This window comes from Agrobacterium sp. H141 (assembly GCF_057158725.1).
In genome coordinates this window covers 473,952-499,108 of sequence record NZ_CM169893.1, presented here as the reverse complement: position 1 = coordinate 499,108, position 25,157 = coordinate 473,952, and the positions used below count along the sequence as shown (strand labels likewise).

The window sequence follows — 25,157 nt, the reverse complement described above, 5'->3', positions numbered from 1 at the left end:
GCATTCGCTCCAGGGCGTATCAGCCGGTAACCGTCTGACTTGGTGATGCAGTATGGCGTCGGCTCAACTCGTCATAGATCTTGGCATCACCGCTTGCTTCGGCTTCGCTGTCATCTGCGCCGCTTCGAGCACTCACCTTCTCATAAAGCCGCCGTGTCACGTCACCGACAGTCGCATTGTCGGATAGGCTGCTCAACGGCATGTCGAAGCCGGTATTCTGTTCGAAATTCAGCCCGAGTTCAACGGCCATAAGGCTGTCGAGACCAATCTCCTTGAGAACACTGTCCTTGGAAACGCTCTCAGTCGCCACGCGAAGGATTGCGGCAATCTCGCTTGCAATAACCTTGAACAGCACATCTTGAGCTTCGACCGCTGACTTGCCTTGAATCATGGCAACCAGATCGATATCGCCACTCTCGCCACCGCTCGTGTTGTGAGAGGCCTTGCGCATCACAACCTCGAATAGCCGCTCATTGACCACGCGAAGATTGTGCGCCATTGCCCAGTCAAACTCGGAAATAACGACGACTGCGGAATCGACTGTGCCCGGTTCCACATTAATATATTGTTCGACACAGGAAAGCGCATCCCGCGCGTGGAGCGCTGTCTTGCCGAGGCGACGGTCCAGCAACTGCCCGACATCATTGTTGCGTGCAAGGTAACCAGCATCCGCAATGGCGCCGAAGCCGACTGCAAGCCCGGGCAGACCGGATTGCCGACGCATTCTCATCAGTCCTTCCATGAACCCGTTTGCGGCCACATAGTTGGACTGCCCAGGGTTTCCGACCATGGTGGTGACAGAAGAGAAGGCGATAAAATGATCCAGCGCATCTTGACGCGTGGCCCGATCCAGGAGAGCAGCACCCTTAACCTTGACTTCGATGACGGGGCGGTTGCGCTCCCGCGTCAGGTTTCCGATCAATGCATCATCCAGAACCATCGCTGCATGGATCACCGACTTGATCGGGGCTGATTTACGCAAAGTGGCGAGCAATTCAGTCACCGCCGCTTCATCGGTCACATCGCAAGCGTGGAGGCTGACACTGACGCCATCCTTCTTCCAGCGCTTGATGGCTTCTGCCGTCTGTTCATCGGCCACGCCACGACGCGAGCAAAGAGCGATATTGCGTGCACCTTTCTCGACCATCCAGTTTGCCGTCACCAGCCCGAAACCACCGATACCGCCGACGACGAGATGCATACCTTCCGGATCGACAACCATCGAGCGGCGCGATTTAATCGCAACATGATCCTCGCCTGCCACAGGTGGCAGCACGACGATCTTGCCGATATGGCCGGCATTCTGCATCAGACGGAACGCGTCCCCGATTTCGTCGAATGCAAAAGCCCGGTAAGGCAGCGCCGAAAAAACGCCCTCTTCGAACAGCGTCCCAATCTCGGACAACATGCGGCGCGACAATTCCGGATGGAACACCAGCAACTGATCGGCGTCGATCCCGAAATAGCTGATATTCCGACGGAACGGCCGCAAACCGATTTTGCTGTCAGCGTAGTAATCGCGTTTGCCAAGTTCCAGAAAACGGCCAAACGGTTTGACCAGTGACAAACTGAGTTCCATCGCCTCGCCGAACAGCGAATTCAAGACGAGATCAACACCCTCACCATTGGTGACGTCGCGAACATCCTGCACGAAGCTGAGCGAGCGCGAATCGAACACATGATCCGCCCCCAGAGTCTCGACGAAGCGGCGTTTCTCTGGAGTGCCTGCCGTTGCAATAACAGTTGCGCCGACATGTTTGGCCACCTGAATGGCGGCAAGGCCCACGCCGCCGGCAGCTCCGTGAATGAGGATCGTTTCGCCGGCGCGCATACGGCCAAGCTCGACAATTGAGTAATAGGCGGTCAGGAAGACAACCGGCACCGAGGCCGCAGCGGTCAGATCGATCCCGGTCGGTAGGCGCGCAATTCCATCGCGTTTCACTGCAACATGTGTAGAGAACGCTGCAGCAGCGATCGCCATGACTGGGTCGCCCGGAGCGAGATCCGTCACATTCGCCCCTACGGAAACAACTTCACCCGAAAATTCCATACCGATCGAGGCACCGGCAAAGCCGTCTTCAAGCGCCTCTTCCGGCAACAGACCCATGGCCCACATAACGTCACGGAAATTCAGGCCGGTCGCGACGACTTTGACCAGAACCTCATCATCGCCAATGGCGGGAACCTCGCAACTTTCCCAACGAATGGCCGATACCTGCGAGGGAACAAGCTGACGGATGACGGCGGCATCGAAGTCGCTCGTCACGCGCTGCGAGGGAACAAGAGCTCCAGGCACGGCGCGCAATTCCAGCAGCTGTGCGGTTTCGCCGTCGAGCACCCATTCGCTGTTTCCGCTTTGCAAACCGTGAACGCGGTCTGCACAAGCAAGCAGCAACCCTGTTTCTTGAGTCGAAAGCCCCGGATCCACGCAGTGAATATCCAGGAAATCGTACTCGTTACGAACGACGCGAAGATATGCCCATAAGCCCGAATTCAAGGAACTCGCCGCGTTGCCATGACCATGGTTCGCGATCGATGCGCCGCCAGGCGCAACCACGACGAGACGAATACCTTCACCCTTCGCGAGAACGGTATCCCGGCATTCAGCCAGGGCCATAGCGTAGGCATTGAGACCCATGACACGATTTTGAAGGACAAGAGAGATGTCCTGATCTGCCCGTGGTTCCGGCGATAGATAGACAGTAGAACGCAGAACTCCAAGATTATCCTGCAAAGCGTCGATGATCGCCGCGCGGTCTTTTTCAAGATCAAGTCCGATGACAAGCGAAACGACACTTTCGCAACCAGCAGCGGCGGCGGCACCCTCGATCGACGATTGATCGACAGTACCATCGTGAAGCACGAGACACGTACCAGAACGGGTCTCGGACTGACCGCTTTGAGCATCGCTGACCAGTTGAACATCCGCAACCCGTCCGAACGCTTCGACCGTCACGAGCGAGCCACTGGGCATTTCCATCAGCTTGGACTGAATGGAAGAGAACTCCATCCCTTCAAGACTTTTGTCCCAGGCGGCTGCACCCAAAAGCGCTCCACCAGTGGATGCGTCGAACCAGTTTTGATCCAGCCCATGAACAAAATCGTTGACGACCCCTGGAGCGCTGAAAACGCCAAGGAAAACCCCTGCACGCTTGAGAATGTCTGGAACCACTGAGTCCGCGACATGCATGCGAAACTCGTCGCTGGCGCTGACGATGATATCCGCGCCGCCGACGTCAGTGAGCTCGTCTTTGTCCGTCACTCTCACATAGGTGTCATTTTCAAATAACACCTCGAGGCTGCGCCGAGCACCACCGTCCGATTCGCAAACTGTCAGGCTAGCACCGAATGTCGCGACCACATCTGCAATTTGACGGCTGACATGCGGCGAAACGCTACCGAATTCAAGCACACGAATTCTCTTGCCACTGGAAGCATTTTGCTCAAGGCAGGCCTGAAGCGACGACAACAGAACCGACACGCGCATCTTGGCGCTTGGAGAATGCGTCGCCTGATGATCGAGCGTGGCTTCGCTGATGAAGGCGTCAGGCTTCGCAGACTCATTCTCTTCGGAAGAGGCACGGACAGCGCTTAGTCGTGCAATGACCTCACGATGGCAATCGTTGATGAGGACAGCTTCGACCACACGTTGTGGACAGCTCTGATAGAGATCGCGGAGGATTTCAGAGGGTGCCGGAAGAGAAAAATCGTCTTCTAACATCCATTGTCCATCCGCGTGCCGCGCGAAGCCCGCATCAACCAACATGTTGAGATTGCTGGTAAGATAGGCACGCATCCCGTCATCTGCGGGCAGGTTTTCCTTCCGGATTACGCTGCCGCCTTCGGCGAGAGACTTGGCAATGTCGAAAACCGCGCTGAAGACTGCAGCCTGGAAAAGGAAGGTCTCATTATCGAGGCCGGTTTCCTCGACGCCTGCAAAAAACGAGGTTTTGCGCATCAATGGCGCCGGAACATAGTCCGCGATCTTGATGCTCTCAAGGAAGGGTACACTTTCGTAGTGGAAAGAAAGGCCATCAAGCGTCTTGTGTTGCTTGAGATAGGTGCGGCGGAAGCGGCTGTCGGTGAAGACAGCAATCTTTTCCCCGGCGTCGTCGAACAGCTCAAAATTTGCCCTGATCGAGGTCGGGCTTAATCGCACGATTTCAATGACCGCCTTGGTCAAAGGCCTCTGAAGTTTTGCGATACGGATCTTGCCAAAGCGAACAGGAATATACGGTGCGCCGCCCATATCCCCACTGAACCGATCAAACAGGGCGACCAGACCGTGGAATACCGCATCCACCGACATAGGATTGAGGTTGTAGTGAAGCAAAGGATGTCCAGGCGCAGCGGCTGCCTTCAGATCAACCTCGATGCGGCGATCACCGAAGCTGCGGGCATGCTCCAGCAACTGAAATCGTGGACCATAATTTAGCCCGAAGTTGCGAGCGGTTTGGTAGGCCTTGGCGGCATCGATCTCGCTGCTCTCTCCGTGGCCTTCCCCGACAACCTCGTAGCCACCCTCGGACGCGGTGACCTTGCGGACACGCGCGACCACGTGGATGGCCCACTCGTCATCGGTCAAGCGTTCTCGCGAGCGGATCTGCAGATCACCCGTTTCTGGAGAGATGGTGGTGGAGAGTTCGAGAAGGCGACCGTGACTCAATTCAAGAGGTCGAACGATCTCCACATTGGAGATTTCCACCTGATCGGTCTCGAAATATTGCTCTGCCGCACAAATAGCGATCTCTATGAAACCACTGCCTGGCAGAATAGCGCGGTCGTCGACGACGTGCTCTGCGAGATCAGGAAAGAGATGCGCGTCGATATGGTTCTTCCAGGTAGATCCGTTCGGATCAACGCGCCAGCCTAGGAGCGTGTAGCCATAGGTCTGCACTCGCCCATAGATGTCTACACGATCGCTCGTCATTTCGGCAGGCAGGTCTGTCTTTTCAAACGGCAGCACTGGCAATTGAATAAAGGCGTTGCGACGCCCGAAGATCTGCTCGGCGTCTACTGAAGCACCCGCAGCAATGGCGCGGGCCATAGCGCGTCCGATCGGATCGCGCTTGGCTGGTTCCGGCTCTTTCACCAAGGTCGAAACAACGCTGATAGTCGCCGAATGCAGCTGCGCTGCATCATTGATGTAGCTTGTCAGAATAGGCCGCGGAGACATTTCTATGAAGACGTTGCAGCCAAGCTTCAAAGCCTCCTCTACGGCGTGTAGAAATTTCACAGGCTGTCGAACATTCTGCCACCAATAGTCGGGCGTCAGCGAAACGCCGGTCAGAACCGTTCCTGTCACGGTCGAGATAAATGCGCGTTCAGAAGAGCGCGGATGTATTGCCGGCATATCGCCAAGGAAAGCATCGCGAGCCTGATCGATCAGTGGATGATGGAACGGGTAGTCAATATCGAGCGGTTGTACAGCCACCTTACGCTTGCGTGCACGCTCCCGCAGCAATTTGATCTGATCGCCAGGACCTGAAATCGTCACAGAATTGGGTGCATTGATGGCGGCAACCTGGAGGTTGTCGAGTTCGACTGCTTTGATCAAATCCCATGCGGCTTGCTCACCCAGCTTCACCGCAGCCATTGTGCCTTGTCCCGCCAGCACATCCTGATGCAGCGAGCGCTTGGCGATAACGGCAACTGCATCAGCAAGCGAAAGGGCACCGGCCGCATAGGCAGCTGCGACTTCGCCAACAGAATGACCGAAGGTCGCCGTCACGTTAAGTCCCATCGCGACCAGAGCGTCGGTCAGGGCAACCTGGACCGCAAACAACAAAGGTTGTGCGAGCTTGGTATCGCCCAGTTTGCTATCCAGTTCCGGATCGTGCAATGCCGCGACCAGATCGATATCCGAATAACGCGAGAAAAGGGTCGCAATGTGCTCGTAGCTCGCTTTATAAGTCGCATTCTGCAAGGCATCGAGACCCATCCCTGCCCACTGCGCGCCGTTACCTGAAAAGACGAGCGCAACCTTCGGGTCACGTGACAGCGCCTCCCCGGTCTGCCCTTCGCCGCCCTTGGACGATGAGACAAAGGCAGCAATGGCCTCGATGACGTCCTGACGATTGCCCTTCACAACAAAACGATGCCGAAGCGCCGATCTGTTGGAGCCCGCCGCAGCAATCACCGCATCGCGCTCTGCATCATCATAAGCATTGGAAAGGCGATCCTGATAGCCTTTAACCAGCGATTTCAGGCTATCGGCAGTATGCGCACTTGCCATGAAAAAGGAGTTGGAATCGCCATCCGGAATGGTCGCAGCAAGCGGTTTGGGATCGGCAATAACGACATGGGCATTCGCACCGCCAAAACCGAAGGAGTTGACGCCTGCAAGACGCGGCTTGTCGCTGCGTTCAAGCGCCATACCGTCACTGGCAACGACAACATTCAGACCTTCAAAATCGATGTCATCATTTGGCGTATCAAAATGTAGCGACGCTGGCAGATAGTCATGCTCCAAAGCCATCATTGCCTTCATCAAGCCGAGAAGACCGGATGCAGGTTCTGCGTGACCGATATTGGTCTTAACAGAGCCAATAGTAATCGGCTTCTCGCGACGCATGCCGATGACCTGGCCCAAAGACCAGACTTCTGCAGGATCGCCGACCTTTGTGCCAGTACCATGTCCTTCGACGAAGGCGACATCATCGAGATCAAAGCCGCCATCATGATAGATGGATTCAAGCAGTGTTGCCTGCGCTTCGCGCGATGGCAGGGAAATCCCGTTTGTGCGGCCTGCGGCATTGATGCCAGACGCAACGATCGTTGCATGGCTGCGATCACCGTTTTGCTGAGCAAGTTCGCTCTTCCGAAGCACCAGAACCACGCCACCCTCGGCGCGGACATACCCGATACCATTGTCATCATAGGCACGGCAAAGCCCGTCTTTCGATAGCATACGCGCCTGCGCAAATCCCACGAAGGGAAGCGGGTGTACAAGAATGTTGATCCCACCGACGATAGCCGTGTCGACCTCTCCGCTATTGATAGCGCGCACGGCATGATCGAGTGCAACCAATGACGAGGAACAGGCGGTATCGACTGTAAGACTCGGCCCGTTCAACCCGAAAACATGCGATATCCGATTGGAAACGATCGAAAGCGTATTGCCCGTCATGAAATGTGGGCCAGGCGCCGCGGGATCCTCGACGGAGAGATTGCCATGATCGATATTCGAAGCACCGACATAGACTGCAACCTTTTCACCGTGCAGGCTTGCCGCCGGGATATTGGCATCTTCCAAAGCCCGCCAAGTTAGCTCAAGCAAGATCCGCTGCTGAGGATCCATATAGAGCGCTTCGCGCTTGGAGATACCGAATAGTGCGGGATCAAAACGATTTATGTCATCAAGAACACCGGCAGCATACGTGTAGTATTTTCCCGAAACCCCCATCTCAGGATGCCAATAACGGGCAATATCCCACCGATCTGAAGGAATATGCGACACCACGCATTTGCGTTGGCGCATAATCTCAAATAGTTCCTCAGGAGAATTAGCGCCAGGGGCTACACAGGCACGCCCGATAATCTCAACAGTCATTTATCTCGTTCACAATTCATAGAGCCGAACGACACGCATATAGATCTGCTTGCCCCCAATCGGCTCTTTATCCCACCTCAAATTCCCTTAGAGAACGTAGGCAAGGGCGTCAATTCTTATCACCCCTAGGCTGCACACAAGCACGACCACCGTCCCCTAACGCGCATCTTTAGCTCTGAGGCCAACAAGACAACCATATCGCTCCAGAGGCTACCCCAATAGCGTAAATTAGAAACGGCATACCCAGAAAAAATGGAACTTAGCCGCCGAGTGACGTCCAGACAAAAGAAACAGCCATCATTTCAGCAGCCAAAATCTCCATTCGCGCGCCTTCAGTTCGCAACCCAACTACACATCGCCATTGGAAAAGAGAACACTGTGCCCAACAAAAAAAGCGCGCCCACGCTTCACAGTTGGGCACGCCTTATTAGAGACAGGGTAAAGCTGACTGCATCAGCAGTTGCTGTTACGCCGCTTCTTCCTGCGCATCGTCTTCATCTGCAGTGCGTCCGCGCTTCGGCCCCTTGTTGAGGCTGACCTCTACGAGACGAACAGCCTCGGTATCAGATACTTTGTTCACGGCAGCGATTTCGCGCGCCATGCGATCAAGAGCAGCCTCATAGAGCTGGCGCTCGGAATAGGACTGTTCCGGCTGATTTTCAGCGCGATAAAGATCGCGAACCACTTCAGCGATCAGGATAAGGTCGCCAGAATTGATCTTTGCATCATATTCCTGTGCGCGGCGGGACCACATGGTACGCTTGACGCGCGCCTTGCCCTGAACAACCTTGAGAGCACGCTCGACAAAATCCGTCTCGGAAAGCTTACGCATACCGATCGTGAGAGCTTTAGCGACAGGCACCTTCAGGCGCATTTTATCTTTATCGAAATCAATAACAAAAAGCTCAAGCTTCATGCCGGCAACTTCTTGCTCCTCGATAGCGGTAATGGTACCGACACCGTGAGCGGGATAGACAATCGATTCGCCGGTCTTGAAACCTTGGCGCGTCGAAGATTTTTTCTGCTGGGTCGTCATTCGCGTTAAAAACTCCCTATGATGCTTCCGGCTTTTGCCGGTGCCGGGTCAATCAGGCCCGGATGAGACGGGGGAAATCCGCCAGGTCATTCCATCCTGGTCCAGTTGATTAGATTAAAGCAGAAAACACTCCCCGGCGCTGACGAGGCGACTTGTCGTCGCAGATGTCAAAAAACCGCGGAAATTGCTGATTGCTTTCGTGAAGTTGTGGCAATTGAATTGCCTTAAATGGATCAGTTTCATGACCCTAGCATAAAAATATGAAGAAATCAATGTTTTGCTTGCCCGCAACTGCCTCCCCTTCGGCCACACGCCGAAAGGTCGTTCAGGCAAAATAGCTGTCGGAGCGCAACAGGCGACGCAACGCCTCAGTCGCCGGCTCCCGGCTTTTCGGAGAAGAACTTTTCAAACTTGCCTTCTACGCCATCCATCTCTTTTGCTTCCGGCAGAGGATCACGCTTCACCGTGATATTGGGCCAGATCTGAGCGAAGTCCGTATTAAGCTTCAGCCACTTGTCGAGCCCCGGCTCCGTGTCAGGCTTGATCGCCTCAGCTGGACATTCCGGTTCACACACGCCGCAGTCGATGCATTCATCCGGGTGAATCACGAGAAAATTCTCGCCTTCATAAAAGCAGTCGACAGGGCAGACCTCGACGCAATCGGTGTATTTGCAGCGAATGCAGTTGTCGGTCACGATATAGGTCATGCAACACTCCAGAATTTTGTCAGTTTCGGCGCTGGGAGCACGCCTATCGCCTATTGCCGGATGTTTCGCGTGGCACCGATAGGGAGCCACAAGCATATCCGGATATTACATCTCAGCTATTGCCTTCGCCGCGCTATAGCAAGGATAAACCATCCTGAAAATAGCCCCTTGCGAGGCAACTTATTCTATTCCGCATCCCAGAGGTCACGACCCAGCACACGATCAACCTCGCGCCGTTCTTTTTTGGTGGGCCGCCCGGCACCCGGCGCGCGCTGAGCTTGTTCGTAGAGACTGACAGCTTCGCGTTCTTCCTGCGGAGGCGAAACATCGTCGTAAAGCAACCGCGCCTGCTCAAACGGGCCACGGCGCTCGCCGCAGGCTTTTATGATGACAACGAGATTTCTCCGCTCAAGCGCAATGTCGATGCGGTCGTCTGGCCCAACCAAACGGCTCGGCTGCTTCGCAGTCACTCCGTTGACCTTCACATGACCAGACAAAATCTTGCTTTGCGCCAGGGACCGGGACTTGGCAAGCCGCGCAAAAAAGAGCCACTTGTCGATGCGCTGGCGCAAGCCGCCAACCGGCTGCTCCCGTTCGCCCATGACTACTTCTTCATCTGCTCCTTGAGCGCGGCAAGCTTGGCAAAGGGCGAATCGGGATCAAGCGGCTTTTCCTTGCGAACCGGCTTGGAATCGAAGCGATTGGGCTGACCCTTTTCGTTGCGCTTCGGACGCTGATCACCAAACGGCTTGCGGTCCTGGCGCTCTCCACGTTTCCCGTGGCCGCCGCGATTATCGTCACGGTCGCCCTGCTTTGATGGCTGACCATCCCGACGGCGCTCGCCTTGCGCTTCAGCATCATTGCGGCGACCTCGACCCTTATTGGCATTGGGTGCACGTTCGCCGCGCTGGTTGTCGCTGCGACCGCCCGGGCGCCACAAGAGTACCGGCTTCGGCTCCGCCACATCTGCGTCCTGAGAAACAGCAGGCTCACCAGACGGTTCCGTCCCAGCCGTCTCGACGGGCTTATCCTCCGAGGCGACGTCGGTCGCAACTACGTCAGCGGCGACCGCGGCTTCAGAAGGAGTACTCGCTTCTTCGACCGCTGAAGGGGTATCTGTACCGCCCTCGACAGCATCCGTGTTCGATTTCTCTGCTGTTGCGGGTTCGCCCTTTGCCGAAACAGTTGCAGATGCACCGTCTTGCTGTCCGAGATGGGCTTGCGCTTCTTCTGCCGTCACGCTGTCTGCGCGATAGCCAAGGCCCTTGAGAATTTCTTCCATGTCGTCAGGGGTCGCACCGAGGATCGACAGCATTGCGGTCGTCGCCGTGAAGCGGCGACCATCATAGGCGCCTTCCGGCCGCGCCGCCTGCCCCGGCTTCCACTGCAGCAGAGGCCGAATGATATCCGCCAACCGCTCAAGAATATCGATGCGAACGGCCCGCTTTCCAAGAAACCGGAAACCGGCAAGCTTGTAGAACATGCGTTCATAGGTCGGATCCGTCACAACGGATGTTCGCCCTGCCGCCAGAACCGGAATGAGATCGCCATAGCCCGGCTTCTCCATACCGTCGTTCTTCAGCGCCCAAAGCAGCGTAATCAACTCCGCTGGCGCAGGCTTCAACAGCGAGGGCACAAAAATATGATAGGCGCCAAAGCGGACGCCATAACGGCGAATGGATGCGCGCGATTCCTGGTCCAGCGACTTAACGTCATCTGAAACATCGCGACGGAAGAGGACACCAAGGTTCTCAACAAGCTGAAACGCCAGCCCCTTTGCCAGACCTTGAAGATCTTCGGCGCGCGAAAGATCATCCAGTGGCTTCAGCACTGTGGAAATATGGTGATTCACGAAGCGCTCGATACGCGCGACGACATGGTCGCGGGCATTTCCGGTCAGCTGTTCGTCTGCCAGCAGGATGACGCGCGGATGCATCACATGATCAGCACCGATCAAGCGGCCAACAGGCTCGCCCATCCAACGAACAAGGCCATCAGAGCTCAAGGCCAGATCATTATTGCCCGAAGCATGGATACGCGCAGCGCGTGCCTCGAATTCCAGCGATAGCGCTTTTTGCGCTGCCGTCTGAATAGCCTTTGCATCAGGACCTTCTGTCCCAACGGCCATTGTAAATCGGAATCCGGCTAGTTGTCCGACGTGATGTCCTTCGACGAAGACATCGCCATTAACACTAATTTCAGCTTCAAGCATTGCATTCTCTCTCAGGCGCTTCATGAGCACAGATGTCCTGCGATCAACAAAGCGTTTCGTCAACCTATCATGTAGCGCATCGGACAATCGATCTTCGATTTCCCGTGTCTTTTCCTGCCAGTGTGTCGGATCGGCAAGCCAACCGGGCCGATTTGATACATATGTCCAAGTTCTTATTTGCGCGATTCGAGCAGATAGCGTGTCTATTTCCCCATCCGTTCGATCCGCGCGCATGACCTGTTCGGCCATAAAATTCTCGTTCACTGTGCCGTATCGCGCAAGATCAGAAAAGAGGCTAGATATCAGTTCCGCATGCTGGGCTGGCGTTATCCGCCGATAATCCGGCAACGCGCAAGCTTCCCAAAGCTTTTGAACACGTTCGGGCTTTGTGGCCAAATCCCTGATTTCGGGATATCGCACCAGCGTTTCGAGCGCCTGCTGATCGATTGCCGGCAAAGCCTTCGTCAGCCCAGCTATCTTCGGTGTCGCTTCCAGGCTGCGGCGCAAGGCGTCGAGAGACGAAAAATCGAAATCGGCCGTCCGCCACTGCAAGACTTTGACCGCATCGAAATGATGGCTTTCCAGTCTTTCCACCATCTCGTTGTCAAAAGGAGAGACTCGACCAGTCACTCCGAATGTGCCGTCCTTCAAATGTCTGCCGGCACGACCCGCAATCTGGCCCAGTTCGCTTGGGTTGAGGTTGCGGAACTGGTAGCCGTCAAATTTTCGGTCCTGAGCGAAAGCGACATGATCGACATCAAGATTAAGCCCCATGCCAATAGCATCGGTAGCAACAAGATATTCGACATCGCCTTCCTGGTAGAGACCGACCTGGGCATTGCGTGTGCGCGGGCTGAGCGCGCCGAGAACAACGGCTGCGCCGCCACGTTGACGCCGGATCAGCTCGGCAATCGCGTAAACCTCGTCGGCAGAAAACGCAACGATAGCAGTCCGCTGCGGAAGTCGGGTGATTTTCTTTTGGCCGGCATAGAAAAGTTGTGACAGCCTTGGGCGTTCTACGACCACGATCCCTGGCAGCAACTGCTGGAGAATAGGCTTCATCGTCCCTGAACCGAGAAGAAGCGTCTCCTCGCGCCCACGAAGGTGGAGAAGACGGTCAGTAAAGATATGCCCGCGCTCCAGGTCGCTTGCCAATTGGATTTCGTCAATCGCGACAAACCCCACCTTGGTGTCACGCGGCAATGCCTCGACCGTGCACACCGAAAACCGGGCACCGGGCGGCGAAATTCGTTCTTCACCGGTAATGAGAGCGACCTGAGACAGGCCGACGCGTTCGACAACGCGGGTGTAAACCTCTCGTGCAAGAAGCCGTAAGGGCAACCCGATGATCCCGGTACCATGGGAAATCATTCGCTCGATCGCGAAATGGGTCTTGCCTGTATTCGTCGGCCCCAGCACAGCTGTAACGCCGCGGCCGCTCAATATCATGGGTTGCGACGTCAATCCCTGCTCCGCAATTAAGCAACCACGCAATCCGAATGTTGCGACGCGGTCGGGCAAGACATGGCGATCATCGACAGCAAAGGCAAGCGATGTTTCCGCATTTGAGGGAAATAATCACCGTTGAGAGGCAGAGGCGCACGCCTGTTCCGGCCAAAGCCATCTCGTATCGCAGATCTCAGGTGCGACCTGGAAACCAGACGGCGACGGAAAAGCGATGGGGCGTCCGCGGCTTTGTCCAGGCGGAAATTTATAGCGCATCCCTGATGCTCAGTCGGAATAGGGGCCTCCTCGCGACATCGCGCCGAGAAAAGGTGCGAACCAGAGATCGAGTCGGAACCGATGCGTAGGATAACCGTTTGGCTTGCGAAAAGCGCAGAGGTTAACGAACATGAGTCTTGGGCGTCCCCCGGCTGAATGGTTGTCGCGAAACACGGGTCGAAATTTCGTATTCATACACGGCTTGGCCATGTCCCCCACTTTCTGGCGACTTTATGCGCCAGGTTGTGTTCGAGAGCGTAACGCGGTCGCTTACCCTCTCCCTGGACATCATCCTTGGCCTCTTGCCTCAGCCGGAGCACAACTGACGACCGATCAGATCGTTGAAGCCTACGCGAAGGCTATCGAAGAGGACTTTCCCTTTGGCCGCGTCACACTGGTTGGTCACTCGACGGGCGGATTCGTTTCCCTTCTCCTCGCTGCGGCAAGGCCTGACCTCATTCAATCGGTGGTGCTGATGGGCAGCTTTGCCTGCGGGCGGTTTGAGGGACGCGAAAGGGTCGCCGCTCGAATTCTTCGAATTCCTGGTCTTGGCCCAAGATTTTTTGCCGCCTGCTTCCGGCGCTGGATTTCGAGCCAACAGCATTTCCGTCAAGGGTCCATCGAATGTGTCTATGACAAGACCTGCCCTTGGGAGACCGAGGAGGCACGTGCGATGATGGAAGAGGTGCGCATCCAGCTTCAGCGATCCAGACCGGAGGACATCGCGTCCGTTGTCGCCTGGTTCCAGCGGACATCGGCACTGCCCGTATTACCCGAACTTCAGGTTCCGGCGCTGAATATTATCGGAGCAAATGATTCAATCGTTCCGCCATCACATCAGATACGCATATCGAGAATGCTTCCCAATGCGCAGACAGTTCTCTTTGGAAACTCAGGTCATCTGTTGATGGTTGAGCGACAGAGTGAATTCAACAAGGTTCTGGAGCGCTTCATCGAAGCGCCTATCCTGGTGAGATCGCCTCTCTCTGCGAGAGGAAGAGCACTTGCACATGCACAGCCCCAGAAAGCGAGCATCAATCCGGTCGAGTCGCGGCGCCGTTGGTCAGTGCTGGCTAACGTGTCACGACGCATTCCCCACCTGGTGCTCGGAACAAATCAGCCGCACCAGCATTAATGTGTCGAAGTTTCTATTCGGCCTACCAAAAAGGAGAGGGTCTTATGCTCGGTACGGTTCTGCTTGTTGTTCTTGTCTTATTGCTGATTGGCGCACTGCCCAACTGGGGTTACAGCCGCTCATGGGGCTACGGTCCCTCCGGCGGCCTCGGTCTCGTCGTGGTCATTATTCTGATTTTGCTCCTGATGGGCCGAATCTGATCTGAAAGCCCCCTATTAAAGGACTTCCAAAATGAAAAAAGTACTTCTTTCACTCGGTCTCATCGCTGCTCTCGCATCCTGCACTGCCACGGAACGTGGTGCGTCGGTTGGCGCAGCCGGTGGCGCGGTTATCGGTGGTATCGCATCGAATTCCGTAGGCGGTGCAGCAATCGGTGCCGTGGCTGGTGGTGTTGCCGGCGCTCTGATCGGGCGGTCCCAGGAACGCGCGGGCTATTGCGTCTATCGCGATCGCCACGGCCGCACCTATGAGGCCCGTTGCCGCTAAAAAGTGTAGATGCCGATCTCGTATCGGCCTTTACGTTTCGGACATGAGGAGCCGAAATAGCGTCTACATTAAAGCCGGGCCATCAGCTTGCTTCGCACTGATGGTCCGGCTTTTTTAGTTCAGACGAAGAACTGTCCGCCATTTGCCGAGATAGTCGAGCCGGTAATAAATCCGGCATCGTCAGAGGCGAGAAAAGTCACGATGCGTCCAATCTCTTCCGGCTCGCCGAGCCGACCGACGGGGATTTGCGGAATGATACGCTCGTTCAGCACTTTTTCAGGAATGGCCTTCACCATTTCGGTGGCTATATAGCCGGGACATACTGCATTGACCGTAATTCCCTTGGCGGCGCCTTCCTGGGCGAGCGCCTTGGTCAGCCCCAGATCGCCGGCCTTGGAGGCCGAATAGTTGACCTGTCCCATCTGACCCTTCTGACCATTGATGGATGATATCGTAATCACGCGGCCAAAATTGCGATCTCGCATGCCAGTCCAGACCGGATGCGTCATGTTGAAGACGCCGTTCAGATTGGTATTGATCACTTCAAGCCATTGATCGGGCGTCATCTTGTGGAACATCGCATCACGCGTGATCCCGGCATTGTTCACAAGAATATCGACTGGACCGAGTGCAGCTTCGACGGCTGCGACACCGTCTGCACACGATGCATAATTCGACACATCCCATTTAAAGACGGGGATGCCAGTCTCGCTTTCGAAGGCCTTGGCCTTCTCTTCATTGCCTGCGTAGTTGGCAGCGACCTTGTGGCCTGCCTCCTTCAGCGCGACCGAGATTGCAGCACCGATTCCTCGTGTGCCGCCTGTAACCAATGCAACTCTGCTCATAGAGCCAGCCTCCCTCTGGGTATGGTTTGGGCGATGGCGGCCCTTCTATTGGAACCTGCCGATGTCGCCGAATAACGGCTGATCTCTTCAACAAAGATCAGCCGTTGTTTCTAATGTCACATGGATTCAAGGCACATGGCCACGCCCATGCCGCCACCGATGCAAAGGGTTGCAAGTCCCTTCTTGGCGCCACGACGCTGCATTTCAAACAGCAACGTGTTGAGAATGCGCGCGCCCGAGGCACCCACCGGATGACCAATGGCGATGGCTCCGCCATTGACGTTCACAATGGATGTATCCCAGCCAAGATCCTTGTTGACGGCGCAAGCCTGTGCGGCAAAGGCTTCATTGGCCTCGACCAGATCGAGATCGCCGATCTTCCAGCCGGCCTTTTCCAAGGCCTTGCGCGATGCCGGAATGGGGCCTGTACCCATGATCTTTGGATCCACGCCTGCCGTGGCCCACGACGCAATACGCGCCAGCGGTGTTATGCCACGACGTGATGCTTCGCTCTCCGTCATCAACAGCGCGGCTGCCGCACCGTCATTGATACCGGACGCGTTGGCGGCTGTCACCGTTCCTTCCTTGTCGAAGGCCGGCTTCAACTTGGTCATGTTGTCCATTGTGGCGCCCAGACGGATATATTCGTCGGAGTCGACGGTGACGTCACCCTTGCGGTTAGAAACTACAAAAGGAATGATCTCGTCCTTGAACTTGCCAGCCTTCTGCGCTGCCTCAGCCTTGTTTTGGGAGGCAAGTGCAAACTGATCCTGCTCTTCGCGGGAAAGCTGCCATTGGCGCGCAACATTCTCGGCGGTGATGCCCATGTGATAGCCATAAAAGGCGTCCGTGAGGCCGTCTTTAATCATGGTGTCGATCATTTTCATGTCGCCCATCTTGGTACCTGAACGCAGGTGAGCGCAATGCGGCGCCATGGACATGGATTCCTGACCACCTGCAAGGATGATCTTTGCGTCACCGGTCGCGATCTGCTGCATTCCAAGGGCAACGGCACGTAGACCGGAGCCACAGAGCTGGTTCATGCCCCAAGCGGTCGTTTCCTGCGGGATACCCGCCTTCATGGCTGCCTGACGGGCCGGGTTCTGGCCCTCCCCTGCAGTCAGAATTTGCCCGAGAATGACCTCATCGACTTCTTTGCCATCGACACCCGCTCTCTCGAGGACGCCTTTCAAGACAGTCGCGCCCAGATCATGCGCATGTACGTTGGCAAAGGCCCCGTTAAAGGAGCCCACAGCGGTGCGCCCGGCACTTGCAATAACGATGGAGGGTGTGCTCATGGGATGTTTCCTCACTATTTTTGCTGAACGAAACCTGACAAAGCTTTGATGTTAAGTCAAACGACAAGCGAGTGATGGATAATTTGGTCTGAAGGTAATTTGAGGCTTCCAGATGCGAACTTCTGCAACGCACAAATAGATTGTCAGGTCGCTTCGTTTGCGATTACAGTTGCATTGGGAGTTGCAAAAACAAAGATATTTTTGGGGTCAGGAGACAATTATGGCAAAAAACGATGGCGAGATCGTTATCAAGAAATATGCCAATCGACGCCTCTACAATACCGGCACCAGCACCTATGTGACGCTGGACGACCTGGCCAAGATGGTCAAAAAAGGCGAAGACTTTACGGTGCAGGACGCGAAGTCCGGTGAAGACATTACCCATTCGGTTTTGACGCAAATCATCTTCGAGCAGGAGTCGAAGACAGGCAATACATTGTTGCCAATCTCATTCCTGAGACAGCTTATTGGCTATTATGGCGACCAGATGCAAATGGTTGTTCCAAGCTTCCTCGAACACTCAATGAAGGCCTTCACTGAACAGCAAGCCCAGATGCGCGAACAGATGACATCCGCATTCGGAGAAATGCCGCTTCCGAAGAATTTCCAGATGCCAATCCAGTTGATGGAAGAGCAGGTCAAACGAAACACTGACATGTTCCATCAGGCGATGCAGATGTTCTCGCCATTCCTTGCGACACAGCCGCAAAAGGAATCGAAAAAGGCAGAGGCAAAGGACATAGACGAGTTGAAGGAGCAGTTGCGCTCACTGCAAAACAAGCTCGACAATCTCTGACATCAGGCGCTGATTTCGAAACATGACCTCCGGATAGGCCAAGACCTGCCGGAGGCTTTTTTGTGCGACTGGCTCAGAGCCCGATCGACACATCTCTGCCGGCGCTTCGGATGGAGACGGCAAAGCCTGCCACCACATCAATGAACGCGATGACCATCAGGATAAAGAAAATCTGCGTGGCAGCGCCCCTGACAAGCAGGAACTCGACCAGATAGGCCACAAAGACCAGCATCGACAACATGTGGTTGAGCAAGGAGCCGGAAGCCGTGCGAGTGGCTTTCAAGATCTCGACGAAAAGAAGCGCAAGCGCGATCAGGATAAAGAGGTCCCCGAGGGACAGTGTCCAAAGAGCGCCAGAGAGCATCGATAGCGACAAGATCACCTGCGCGAATGTCGATGCGCCATCTCCGCCAAGCGCCCCCAGCATCACCAGATTGTACAGGATGAAGGGAAGGATCATGAGCGGGAATGCGGCAATCATCTAGTCTCTAAGCCTCCGGGATCAATTCACATCGATGCGATGAATGACCGACTTCATAGTCCAGTTTGCGCTTGGAATAAATGATGCTCTGCTAAAAAGAAAAAAGGCTGGCAAAACGCCAGCCTTTTTAAAGTTCGTGCAAACGCAAAAATTATGCGCTTTCCTTCGGCGTTAAAACCTGACGACCGCGATACATGCCGGTCTTCAGATCGACATGGTGCGGGCGGCGAAGTTCGCCTGAGTTCTTGTCTTCGACGTAAGTCGGAGCCTTCAGTGCGTCAGCAGAGCGGCGCATACCGCGCTTGGACGGGGTCGTTTTTCTTTTCGGTACAGCCATTTCAACTACTCCAAATGACGGACAAAACATAATCCCCGGCCTGTTTTTCGGCCGGACCGATCATGTCACGATCTCGGAATTTGGCGGGCTTATACATGTCCCACCGAGCTTTGACCAGACCCAAAGCGCATTTTTTGCGCGCAAGCTCCGATTCATTGGTCTAAGCTTCATCTTCTTCGACAATCCAGCTTTCTTCCAGTGCCGACGCCAGCCATTTGCGCCATGCCGGATGGGCTTTCATCGCGTCCATATACGCCACTGTATCGGCATCATCAACCAGTCCGTAAATATCAAAGCGATTGACCACCGGGGCGAACATGGCATCGGCCGCACTGAACGCACCAAACAGGAATGGTCCGCCTGAGCGAGTGCGCATTTCCCGCCAGATGGCAGTTATCCGGGCCACATCCTTCATCACGCCGTCTGGCAAATCGATGGAACGCCGTGGCCGGCGCATGTTCATCGGACATGCGCCACGTAAAGCCGAAAAGCCCGACAACATTTCCATACAAATTGACCGTGCCACGGCGCGATCGCCTGATGCTCTCGGCCACAAGCCAGCGTCTGGATACAGTTCAGCGACATATTCGATAATCGCCAGAGATTCCCAAACCTTGATTTCGCCATGCTCGAGCAGCGGCACCCGACCGGTTGGCGACACCGCTCGTATTGCCTGATTTCCGCCCGGAAAATCGAAAGGAATGAGCCGCTCTTCAAAATCGATCCCGCACCCGGTCATGGCGATCCACGGACGGAACGACCATGAGGAGTAATTCTTGTTTCCGATATGGAGAATAAGTTCGCTCATGATGCCGTCCCTTTGAACAATCCGGCCATCAGGCTACTTCCGAGTGGCGGCTGCGACTAATGAAACTTATGAAACTCAGTCATAAAGGCAGGTGATATATGCCCCGGAATTGCGCGCCAGTCGCTCTACGCGCGCAGCAAGTCGATTGAGTGCCTTCGTCGGCTTGCTGGCATTGCGCTCCATCGGATTTGGCAGAGAAACGGCCAGTAGCGCCGCCTGTCGCCGGGAGAGTTTGGATGCGGAAACCTTGAAATGGTATTGGGCAGCAGCTTCTATGCCGTAAATTCCCGGACCCCATTCTGCGATGTTCAGGTAGATCTCCATTATCCGCCGCTTGGACCAGATGAAATCGGATGTGATGGCGAGTGGAATCTCAAACGCCTTTCGCACAAAAGATCGGCTATTCCAGAGATAGAGGTTCTTGACCGTCTGCATGGGGATCGTGCTGGCACCGCGCGTCGCTTCCCCTGCGAGCGCCTCTTCCACCACGCCCTTCATCTCGCCCCAGTCAACACCGTCATGATTACAGAACTGACCGTCCTCGGACATCATCACCGCCTGCACGACATTGGGCGAAATATCATCGAAATTCGTCCAGCGTCGGTCATAGTTCTGAAATGTCACGAAGTCTGTCAGCATCAGCGTCGACATCGGATGAACGGTCGGCACGGCGTAAACGAGGATCAGAAAATAGGGCAGAACCACAAGCGCCAGCAGAACCAACAACACGCGCCGCAACCAATAGCCCAATTTCAAGCCTCGCCTCGATGCCATCTCTTCCAAAGCGCCCTTCCTTCAGGTTTTCGAGGCTCAGTGGCCCACCGCCTTGGATTGTTCTTAACGTCCCTGCAATCTCATGGCCATAGGCCACAATTGAATGACGATGGATAGGCCGGAAGATTCTCGTTGCCAGACAATTTCGCTCGTGCAAAACAACGCTCATGACCGATCAATCCACGACTTTCGAAACCCGATTGCGCATAGCCGCTGCCCGTGTTGAAGACGCGCTTTCCACTGTGCTGGACGAGAAGGCGCTTGAAGGCGAGATTGCCCGACCTGAACATTTGCTGGCAGCCATGCGCCATGGTGTTTTGAATGGTGGCAAGCGGCTCCGTCCCTTCCTGCTGATGGAAAGCGCCGCACTCTTTGGCGCCGATCAGGTTGCGGCGATTCGCGTTGGCGCGGCGCTTGAATGTCTGCACTGTTATTCGCTGGTGCATGATGATCTGCCTGCCATGGACAACGATGATCTGCGACGCGGCAAGCCAACGGTTCACATTGCCTTCGACGAAGCGACCGCCATCCTGGCCGGTGATGGACTGCTGACGCTTGCCTTCGACATCGTTGCCGCCCCCGAGACGGATCTCACCGACAAGGCGAAAACACAGCTTGTACTTGAGCTCGCCCGCGCGGCCGGCATTGGCGGAATGGCCGGAGGCCAGGCACTCGATCTGGCAGCAGAAAAGTCAGCCCCCGATGAATCGGGCATAGTAACCCTGCAAGCGATGAAGACAGGTGCCCTGTTGCGCTATGCCTGCGAGGCAGGAGCAATATTGGCAGACGCGCCGCTGCCAGAGCGCATGCGCATGCGAAGTTTCGGTGAATTGATTGGCAGAGCATTCCAGCTTGCAGACGATCTGCTGGACCTGACTGCCGATGCTGCAACCATGGGCAAGGCAACCGGCAAGGACGCCGCCCGCGGCAAGGGCACGCTATTGGCGCTCAAAGGACAGCAGTGGGCCGAAAGCGAACTTTCAAGGCTTGTCGCCGAAGCGACGGATATTCTGAGGCCCTTCGGCGACCGGGCAAGCACGCTGATTGCAGCCGCACACTTCGTCGCCAATCGCAAAAACTAGACGACCTTCGACCACAACATTTGTCCCGAGATCGCCTGCGCTAGCCTTGCGCCCCTCCGCACATGAAAAAGCGCCATCCGAAGACAGCGCTTTTCCCAAACTCTGAACCGGATGTGGTTAGCCCTTTCTGAGCGGCGAGATCTGAACTTCGACACGGCGGTTTTGAGCGCGTCCTTCCGGTGTCGCGTTCGTCGCGATCGGCTGGCTTGGGCCAAAGCCGACCGCCGATACGCGTCGAGGATCAAGCCCCTGCCCGAACAGATAGTTTGCAACGGATTGCGCACGATTCTGCGACAGCTCCTGATTGTGCTGCAAACTGCCGGTAGAGTCCGTATGTCCGTTGATATCGACAAGCGTCTGATTGAACTTGTTCAAGACGATCGCCACGGAATTGAGCGTCGGATAGAAGTTCGGCATTACCGCAAACTGGTCGGATGCGAATGTGATATTCGACGGCATGTTTAGGATGATGCTGTCGCCGGAACGGGTAACCGAGATCCCGGTTCCCTGAAGCTGCGCACGAAGCTCGGCCTCCTGGCGATCCATGTAGTTGCCGATGGCACCGCCAGCGAGCGCGCCGATACCTGCGCCGATCAGCGCAGCATTGCGGCTTCCCTTGCCGCCGCCGCCAACGACAGCTCCACCGACCGCGCCAAGTGCTGCGCCGAGTACGGCGCCGCCGGCGGTGTTGGAAACCTTCTGCTCGCCTGTATAGGGGTCTGTCGTCGTGCAGGCACTGAGATAGAACGCGGCAAGCGCGAGAATGGGCAGCTTCTTGATCATTGTTGGGTTCGCTCCATGATGTTCCTCTCGCTCAACATAACAATTGCGGCAATATGAGGAAAGCGCTCACCACAACCTACTCTGCAGCACTTTTTTGTCCGTAACGCTTCTCGATATAGTCAATGACAAGCGCTTCGAAATCAGAGGCGATATTGGGACCGCGAAGTGTCATCGCCTTGGCACCGTCGATGAAAATCGGCGCAGCGGGGCTTTCGCCCGTCCCCGGAAGCGAAATGCCGATATCGGCGTGTTTGCTTTCACCGGGACCGTTGACGATACAGCCCATCACTGCGACGTTCAGACCCTCAACACCCGGGTATTTCTCGCGCCACACCGGCATGTTCTTGCGCAGATCGCCCTCGATGCGCTGTGCCAGTTCCTGGAAGACGGTGGATGTGGTCCGTCCGCAGCCCGGACATGCGGCGACCACCGGCACGAATTGTCGAAATCCCATGACCTGCAGCAATTCCTGGGCAACCTGCACCTCGCGGGTACGGTCTCCATTGGGCTCGGGTGTCAGCGAGACACGGATCGTATCGCCAATGCCATGTTGAAGCACGTATCCCATGGCTGCGGAAGACGCGACGATCCCCTTCGATCCCATGCCGGCTTCCGTCAGGCCCAGATGAAGCGCGTGACCCGATCGCTGAGCCAGCATCGAATAGACAGCGATCAGGTCCTGCACCTGCGAAACCTTTGCCGACAGGATAATGCGATTGCGCGGCAGGCCGATTTCCTCGGCAAGCTCTGCAGACAAAAGTGCCGACTGAACGATTGCCTCGCGTGTCACCTGGCGCGCCGACAGCGGGGAGCCGTTCGACTGGTTGTCGTCCATCAGCCGGGTCAGCAATTCCTGGTCCAGCGAGCCCCAGTTCACGCCGATACGAACCGGCTTATCATGGCGGATCGCCATTTCGATGATATCGGCGAACTGCTTGTCTTTTTTGTCCTTGAAACCGACATTGCCCGGATTGATGCGATATTTTGCCAATGCCTCGGCGCAAGCCGGATGGTCGGCCAGCAATTTGTGACCGATATAATGGAAGTCGCCAATCAGGGGCACGTCTTGTCCGAGACGCAACAAGCGTTCGCGGATCTTAGGCACCGCCGCGGCACTTTCGTCGCGATCCACGGTAATGCGCACCATTTCTGAGCCGGACTTATGGAGCGCTGCCACCTGTGCAACCGTCGCATCGACATCTGCTGTATCGGTATTGGTCATGGATTGCACCACGACCGGAGCACCGCCTCCGACGATTACACCTCCGACATCGACCGCAACAGATGCCCGGCGCGGCTTCGGGTCAAATTCTTCCGCTTGGATCATGGTATTTTCTCTAACCGCTGCATGGTTGCATGTCAGGTGGATCAAACATGACAGCTTGTCAACTCTATGGCCTCCACGATGCCCCCTGGCCGCCTCATACTGCGTTGTGAGGCGCATCCGCATGACGTGACAGGCCCGACAATGCAAGCACCACAAGATTGACCAGCGACAGGGCAAGATAAACATTGGCGAGCGAGGTGTGTTCGGCCACGAAACCGATGAGAGACGGAGCAAACAGGATTCCCGAATAGCCCATGGTGGTGACCACGGAAAGTCCGATGCCCGGCGCTAGGCCCGGCAGATTGCCAGCCGCCGAAAAAGCGATAGGCACCATATTCGAAATTCCGACACCGGCCAGTGCAAAGCCACACATGGCAATCGTCACATCAGGTGCAAACGCCGCCACCAGCAAACCACTCATTGAAAGCACGGAGCAAATCCGCATCGTGAGTACGGCACCCAAACGATCGCGCACCCAGTCACCCGCAAATCGCATGACCGCCATAGTCAGAGAGAATGCTGCAAAACCGAGACCTGAAAGAGCCAGATCAGCGCCGAGTTCGTCTCTCAAATAGATGGCACCCCAGTCGAGAACGGCACCCTCCGGGATCATGGATAGCAGCGCCATGAGGCCAATGAGCCAGGGAAGAGGTGACAAGGGAAGCCGTGCCTTTGCAACAACATCGTCCGCATGCGGCCGATCGACCATGATCATCGGCCAGGCGATGATCAGCAGCGCGCCAGCAAACCCCGTGGCAATCAGGACATGAGCAAGCACACCAACATGAGCGATAAGGAAGCCGCCTGCTCCGGCGCCAATCAGTCCGCCAAGGCTCCAGAAGGCGTGGCATGACGACATGATCGAGCGACGCATGCGCCGCTCCACAGAGACGGCATTGGCATTCATTGCGACATCCATTGCACCGGTAAAACCGCCGAAAAGAAATAGTGCCGCAGCACCGGCCCAAACGGAGCCAACAAGCGTGATGCCGAGCAGCGTCGGAATGAACAGGACAGCAGAGACCTGCACCACACGGCGCGAACCGTAGCGCGCGATCTGGCTCCCTGCGACCGGCATAAGGGCGAGTGACCCCAGGCCAAACATCAGCAGCATCAAACCCAGACCGCTATCTGAAAGCTGAAGTCGCGCGGCGAATTCCGGGATTTTGGGCGCCCATGTACCCAGGAAAAAACCGTTAGCCATAAACAGCAGCGAGACAGCAACGCGGCTCTTGGGGATCGCCGAACTCCGTTCGTCTTGGATCCGGTCACTGTTCAGATTCGTCGACATTCACTTGCTCTCCATTCGGTGGCGCAAGCTATTTAAATCGATTGAAATTGCAAGCTATGGGCGATGCAACAACCGTCACATTTTATTTCTCGCGGAAATCCGCCTTAGCCATTGCAACGCAAATCCGCCCTTCACAACGAGATTTATGACCCCGACAGAAAGCTTGCAATAATTTAAATAACGTATATACGAATATTTGTAGTTATTTTGCTGGAGATAAATATGTCTGTCGATCGTATGGTACTCGCCTTTGCCGGCTTCATGGTTCTGCTGTCCATCGCACTGACCGCCTTCGTACACCCGCTCTTCGTCTGGCTGACAGTCTTCGTCGGCGCAAACCTGTTGCAATCGGCATTCACCGGCTTTTGCCCTGCCGCGATGATATTCAAGAAGCTCGGCGCCCGCACCGGCAACGCATTCTGAAACACGACCGTCTGAAGGAATAGACTGATGCATGGCATGCGATCCGCGCGCTCCCTGACCGC

At 55.8% G+C, this 25,157-nt stretch carries 20 protein-coding genes; 6 read left to right on the top strand and 14 right to left on the bottom strand.

Annotation, left to right across the window (positions count from 1 at the left end; genetic code table 11):
• Positions 1 to 19 precede the first annotated feature (19 nt).
• From ACWPM9_RS02125 to ACWPM9_RS02105, 5 genes are all read right to left on the bottom strand, one after another.
• The gene (locus tag ACWPM9_RS02125; protein WP_484756591.1) at positions 20 to 7,552 is read right to left on the bottom strand and encodes an SDR family NAD(P)-dependent oxidoreductase; all 7,533 of its coding nucleotides are present in this window, start codon (positions 7,550 to 7,552) and stop codon (positions 20 to 22) included.
• A gap of 466 nt (positions 7,553 to 8,018) precedes the next feature.
• Complete coding sequence (locus ACWPM9_RS02120) at positions 8,019 to 8,588, bottom strand: CarD family transcriptional regulator (RefSeq protein WP_428188143.1); 570 nt, start codon at positions 8,586 to 8,588, stop codon at positions 8,019 to 8,021.
• Between the two features lie 368 nt (positions 8,589 to 8,956).
• Entirely contained in the window at positions 8,957 to 9,295 is a 339-nt protein-coding gene (gene fdxA, locus ACWPM9_RS02115; protein WP_428188142.1) for a ferredoxin FdxA, read from the bottom strand.
• Positions 9,296 to 9,480: 185 nt separating this feature from the next.
• Positions 9,481 to 9,897 carry an RNA-binding S4 domain-containing protein gene (locus ACWPM9_RS02110; protein WP_428188141.1) on the bottom strand — a complete coding sequence of 139 codons (417 nt, stop codon included), beginning with the start codon at positions 9,895 to 9,897 and terminating at the stop codon, positions 9,481 to 9,483.
• A gap of 2 nt (positions 9,898 to 9,899) precedes the next feature.
• The gene (locus ACWPM9_RS02105; RefSeq protein WP_484756590.1) at positions 9,900 to 12,956 is read right to left on the bottom strand and encodes a helicase-related protein; all 3,057 of its coding nucleotides are present in this window, start codon (positions 12,954 to 12,956) and stop codon (positions 9,900 to 9,902) included.
• A gap of 481 nt (positions 12,957 to 13,437) precedes the next feature.
• On the opposite strand from ACWPM9_RS02105, the gene ACWPM9_RS02100 reads away from it, so the two are divergent.
• Genes ACWPM9_RS02100 through ACWPM9_RS02090 form a run of 3 tightly spaced genes read left to right on the top strand, consistent with a single transcriptional unit; the run spans position 13,438 to position 14,850 of the window.
• Positions 13,438 to 14,364: an alpha/beta fold hydrolase gene (locus tag ACWPM9_RS02100; protein WP_484756589.1), complete on the top strand. Its 927-nt coding sequence runs from the start codon at positions 13,438 to 13,440 to the stop codon at positions 14,362 to 14,364.
• A 44-nt stretch (positions 14,365 to 14,408) separates the two neighbouring features.
• Complete coding sequence (locus tag ACWPM9_RS02095; RefSeq protein WP_428188139.1) at positions 14,409 to 14,564, top strand: DUF3309 family protein; 156 nt, start codon at positions 14,409 to 14,411, stop codon at positions 14,562 to 14,564.
• A gap of 31 nt (positions 14,565 to 14,595) precedes the next feature.
• Entirely contained in the window at positions 14,596 to 14,850 is a 255-nt protein-coding gene (locus ACWPM9_RS02090) for a glycine zipper domain-containing protein (RefSeq protein WP_428188138.1), read from the top strand.
• A gap of 119 nt (positions 14,851 to 14,969) precedes the next feature.
• Here the strand turns inward: ACWPM9_RS02090 and phbB are convergent, their stop codons facing one another.
• A complete protein-coding gene (phbB, locus tag ACWPM9_RS02085) occupies positions 14,970 to 15,695 on the bottom strand; it encodes an acetoacetyl-CoA reductase (protein ID WP_484756588.1) in 726 nt (241 codons plus the stop codon).
• A gap of 116 nt (positions 15,696 to 15,811) precedes the next feature.
• Positions 15,812 to 16,993 (bottom strand): acetyl-CoA C-acetyltransferase, encoded by a 1,182-nt coding sequence (locus tag ACWPM9_RS02080; protein WP_428188136.1) that lies wholly within the window; start codon positions 16,991 to 16,993, stop codon positions 15,812 to 15,814.
• Positions 16,994 to 17,213: 220 nt separating this feature from the next.
• Here ACWPM9_RS02080 and phaR point away from each other — a divergent pair, with 220 nt between their 5' ends.
• Positions 17,214 to 17,789 (top strand): polyhydroxyalkanoate synthesis repressor PhaR, encoded by a 576-nt coding sequence (gene phaR / locus ACWPM9_RS02075; RefSeq protein ID WP_428188135.1) that lies wholly within the window; start codon positions 17,214 to 17,216, stop codon positions 17,787 to 17,789.
• A gap of 73 nt (positions 17,790 to 17,862) precedes the next feature.
• Here the strand turns inward: phaR and ACWPM9_RS02070 are convergent, their stop codons facing one another.
• From ACWPM9_RS02070 to mtgA, 4 genes are all read right to left on the bottom strand, one after another.
• Complete coding sequence (locus ACWPM9_RS02070) at positions 17,863 to 18,270, bottom strand: hypothetical protein (RefSeq protein ID WP_484756587.1); 408 nt, start codon at positions 18,268 to 18,270, stop codon at positions 17,863 to 17,865.
• Between the two features lie 151 nt (positions 18,271 to 18,421).
• Entirely contained in the window at positions 18,422 to 18,607 is a 186-nt protein-coding gene (rpmF, locus tag ACWPM9_RS02065; RefSeq protein WP_428188133.1) for a 50S ribosomal protein L32, read from the bottom strand.
• Between the two features lie 160 nt (positions 18,608 to 18,767).
• Positions 18,768 to 19,415, bottom strand: a complete 648-nt coding sequence (locus ACWPM9_RS02060) for a glutathione S-transferase family protein (RefSeq protein ID WP_484756586.1) — start codon at positions 19,413 to 19,415, stop codon at positions 18,768 to 18,770.
• 75 nt (positions 19,416 to 19,490) lie between these two features.
• Positions 19,491 to 20,189, bottom strand: coding sequence for a monofunctional biosynthetic peptidoglycan transglycosylase (mtgA, locus tag ACWPM9_RS02055; RefSeq protein ID WP_484756585.1), 699 nt, complete (start codon positions 20,187 to 20,189; stop codon positions 19,491 to 19,493).
• A 167-nt stretch (positions 20,190 to 20,356) separates the two neighbouring features.
• Here mtgA and ACWPM9_RS02050 point away from each other — a divergent pair, with 167 nt between their 5' ends.
• The gene (locus ACWPM9_RS02050) at positions 20,357 to 21,271 is read left to right on the top strand and encodes a polyprenyl synthetase family protein (protein WP_484756584.1); all 915 of its coding nucleotides are present in this window, start codon (positions 20,357 to 20,359) and stop codon (positions 21,269 to 21,271) included.
• A gap of 117 nt (positions 21,272 to 21,388) precedes the next feature.
• Here ACWPM9_RS02050 and ACWPM9_RS02045 read toward each other — a convergent pair whose 3' ends face one another.
• The 3 genes from ACWPM9_RS02045 to ACWPM9_RS02035 all read right to left on the bottom strand — a co-directional run bounded on the left by ACWPM9_RS02045 (position 21,389) and on the right by ACWPM9_RS02035 (position 24,672).
• Entirely contained in the window at positions 21,389 to 22,054 is a 666-nt protein-coding gene (locus ACWPM9_RS02045; protein WP_428188130.1) for a YiaD family glycine zipper/OmpA-like lipoprotein, read from the bottom strand.
• 76 nt (positions 22,055 to 22,130) lie between these two features.
• Positions 22,131 to 23,381, bottom strand: coding sequence for a flavodoxin-dependent (E)-4-hydroxy-3-methylbut-2-enyl-diphosphate synthase (gene ispG / locus ACWPM9_RS02040; protein ID WP_484756583.1), 1,251 nt, complete (start codon positions 23,379 to 23,381; stop codon positions 22,131 to 22,133).
• Between the two features lie 94 nt (positions 23,382 to 23,475).
• Positions 23,476 to 24,672: an MFS transporter gene (locus tag ACWPM9_RS02035; RefSeq protein ID WP_428188128.1), complete on the bottom strand. Its 1,197-nt coding sequence runs from the start codon at positions 24,670 to 24,672 to the stop codon at positions 23,476 to 23,478.
• A gap of 222 nt (positions 24,673 to 24,894) precedes the next feature.
• On the opposite strand from ACWPM9_RS02035, the gene ACWPM9_RS02030 reads away from it, so the two are divergent.
• Entirely contained in the window at positions 24,895 to 25,095 is a 201-nt protein-coding gene (locus ACWPM9_RS02030) for a YgaP family membrane protein (protein WP_428188127.1), read from the top strand.
• The last annotated feature ends 62 nt before the right edge of the window (positions 25,096 to 25,157 follow it).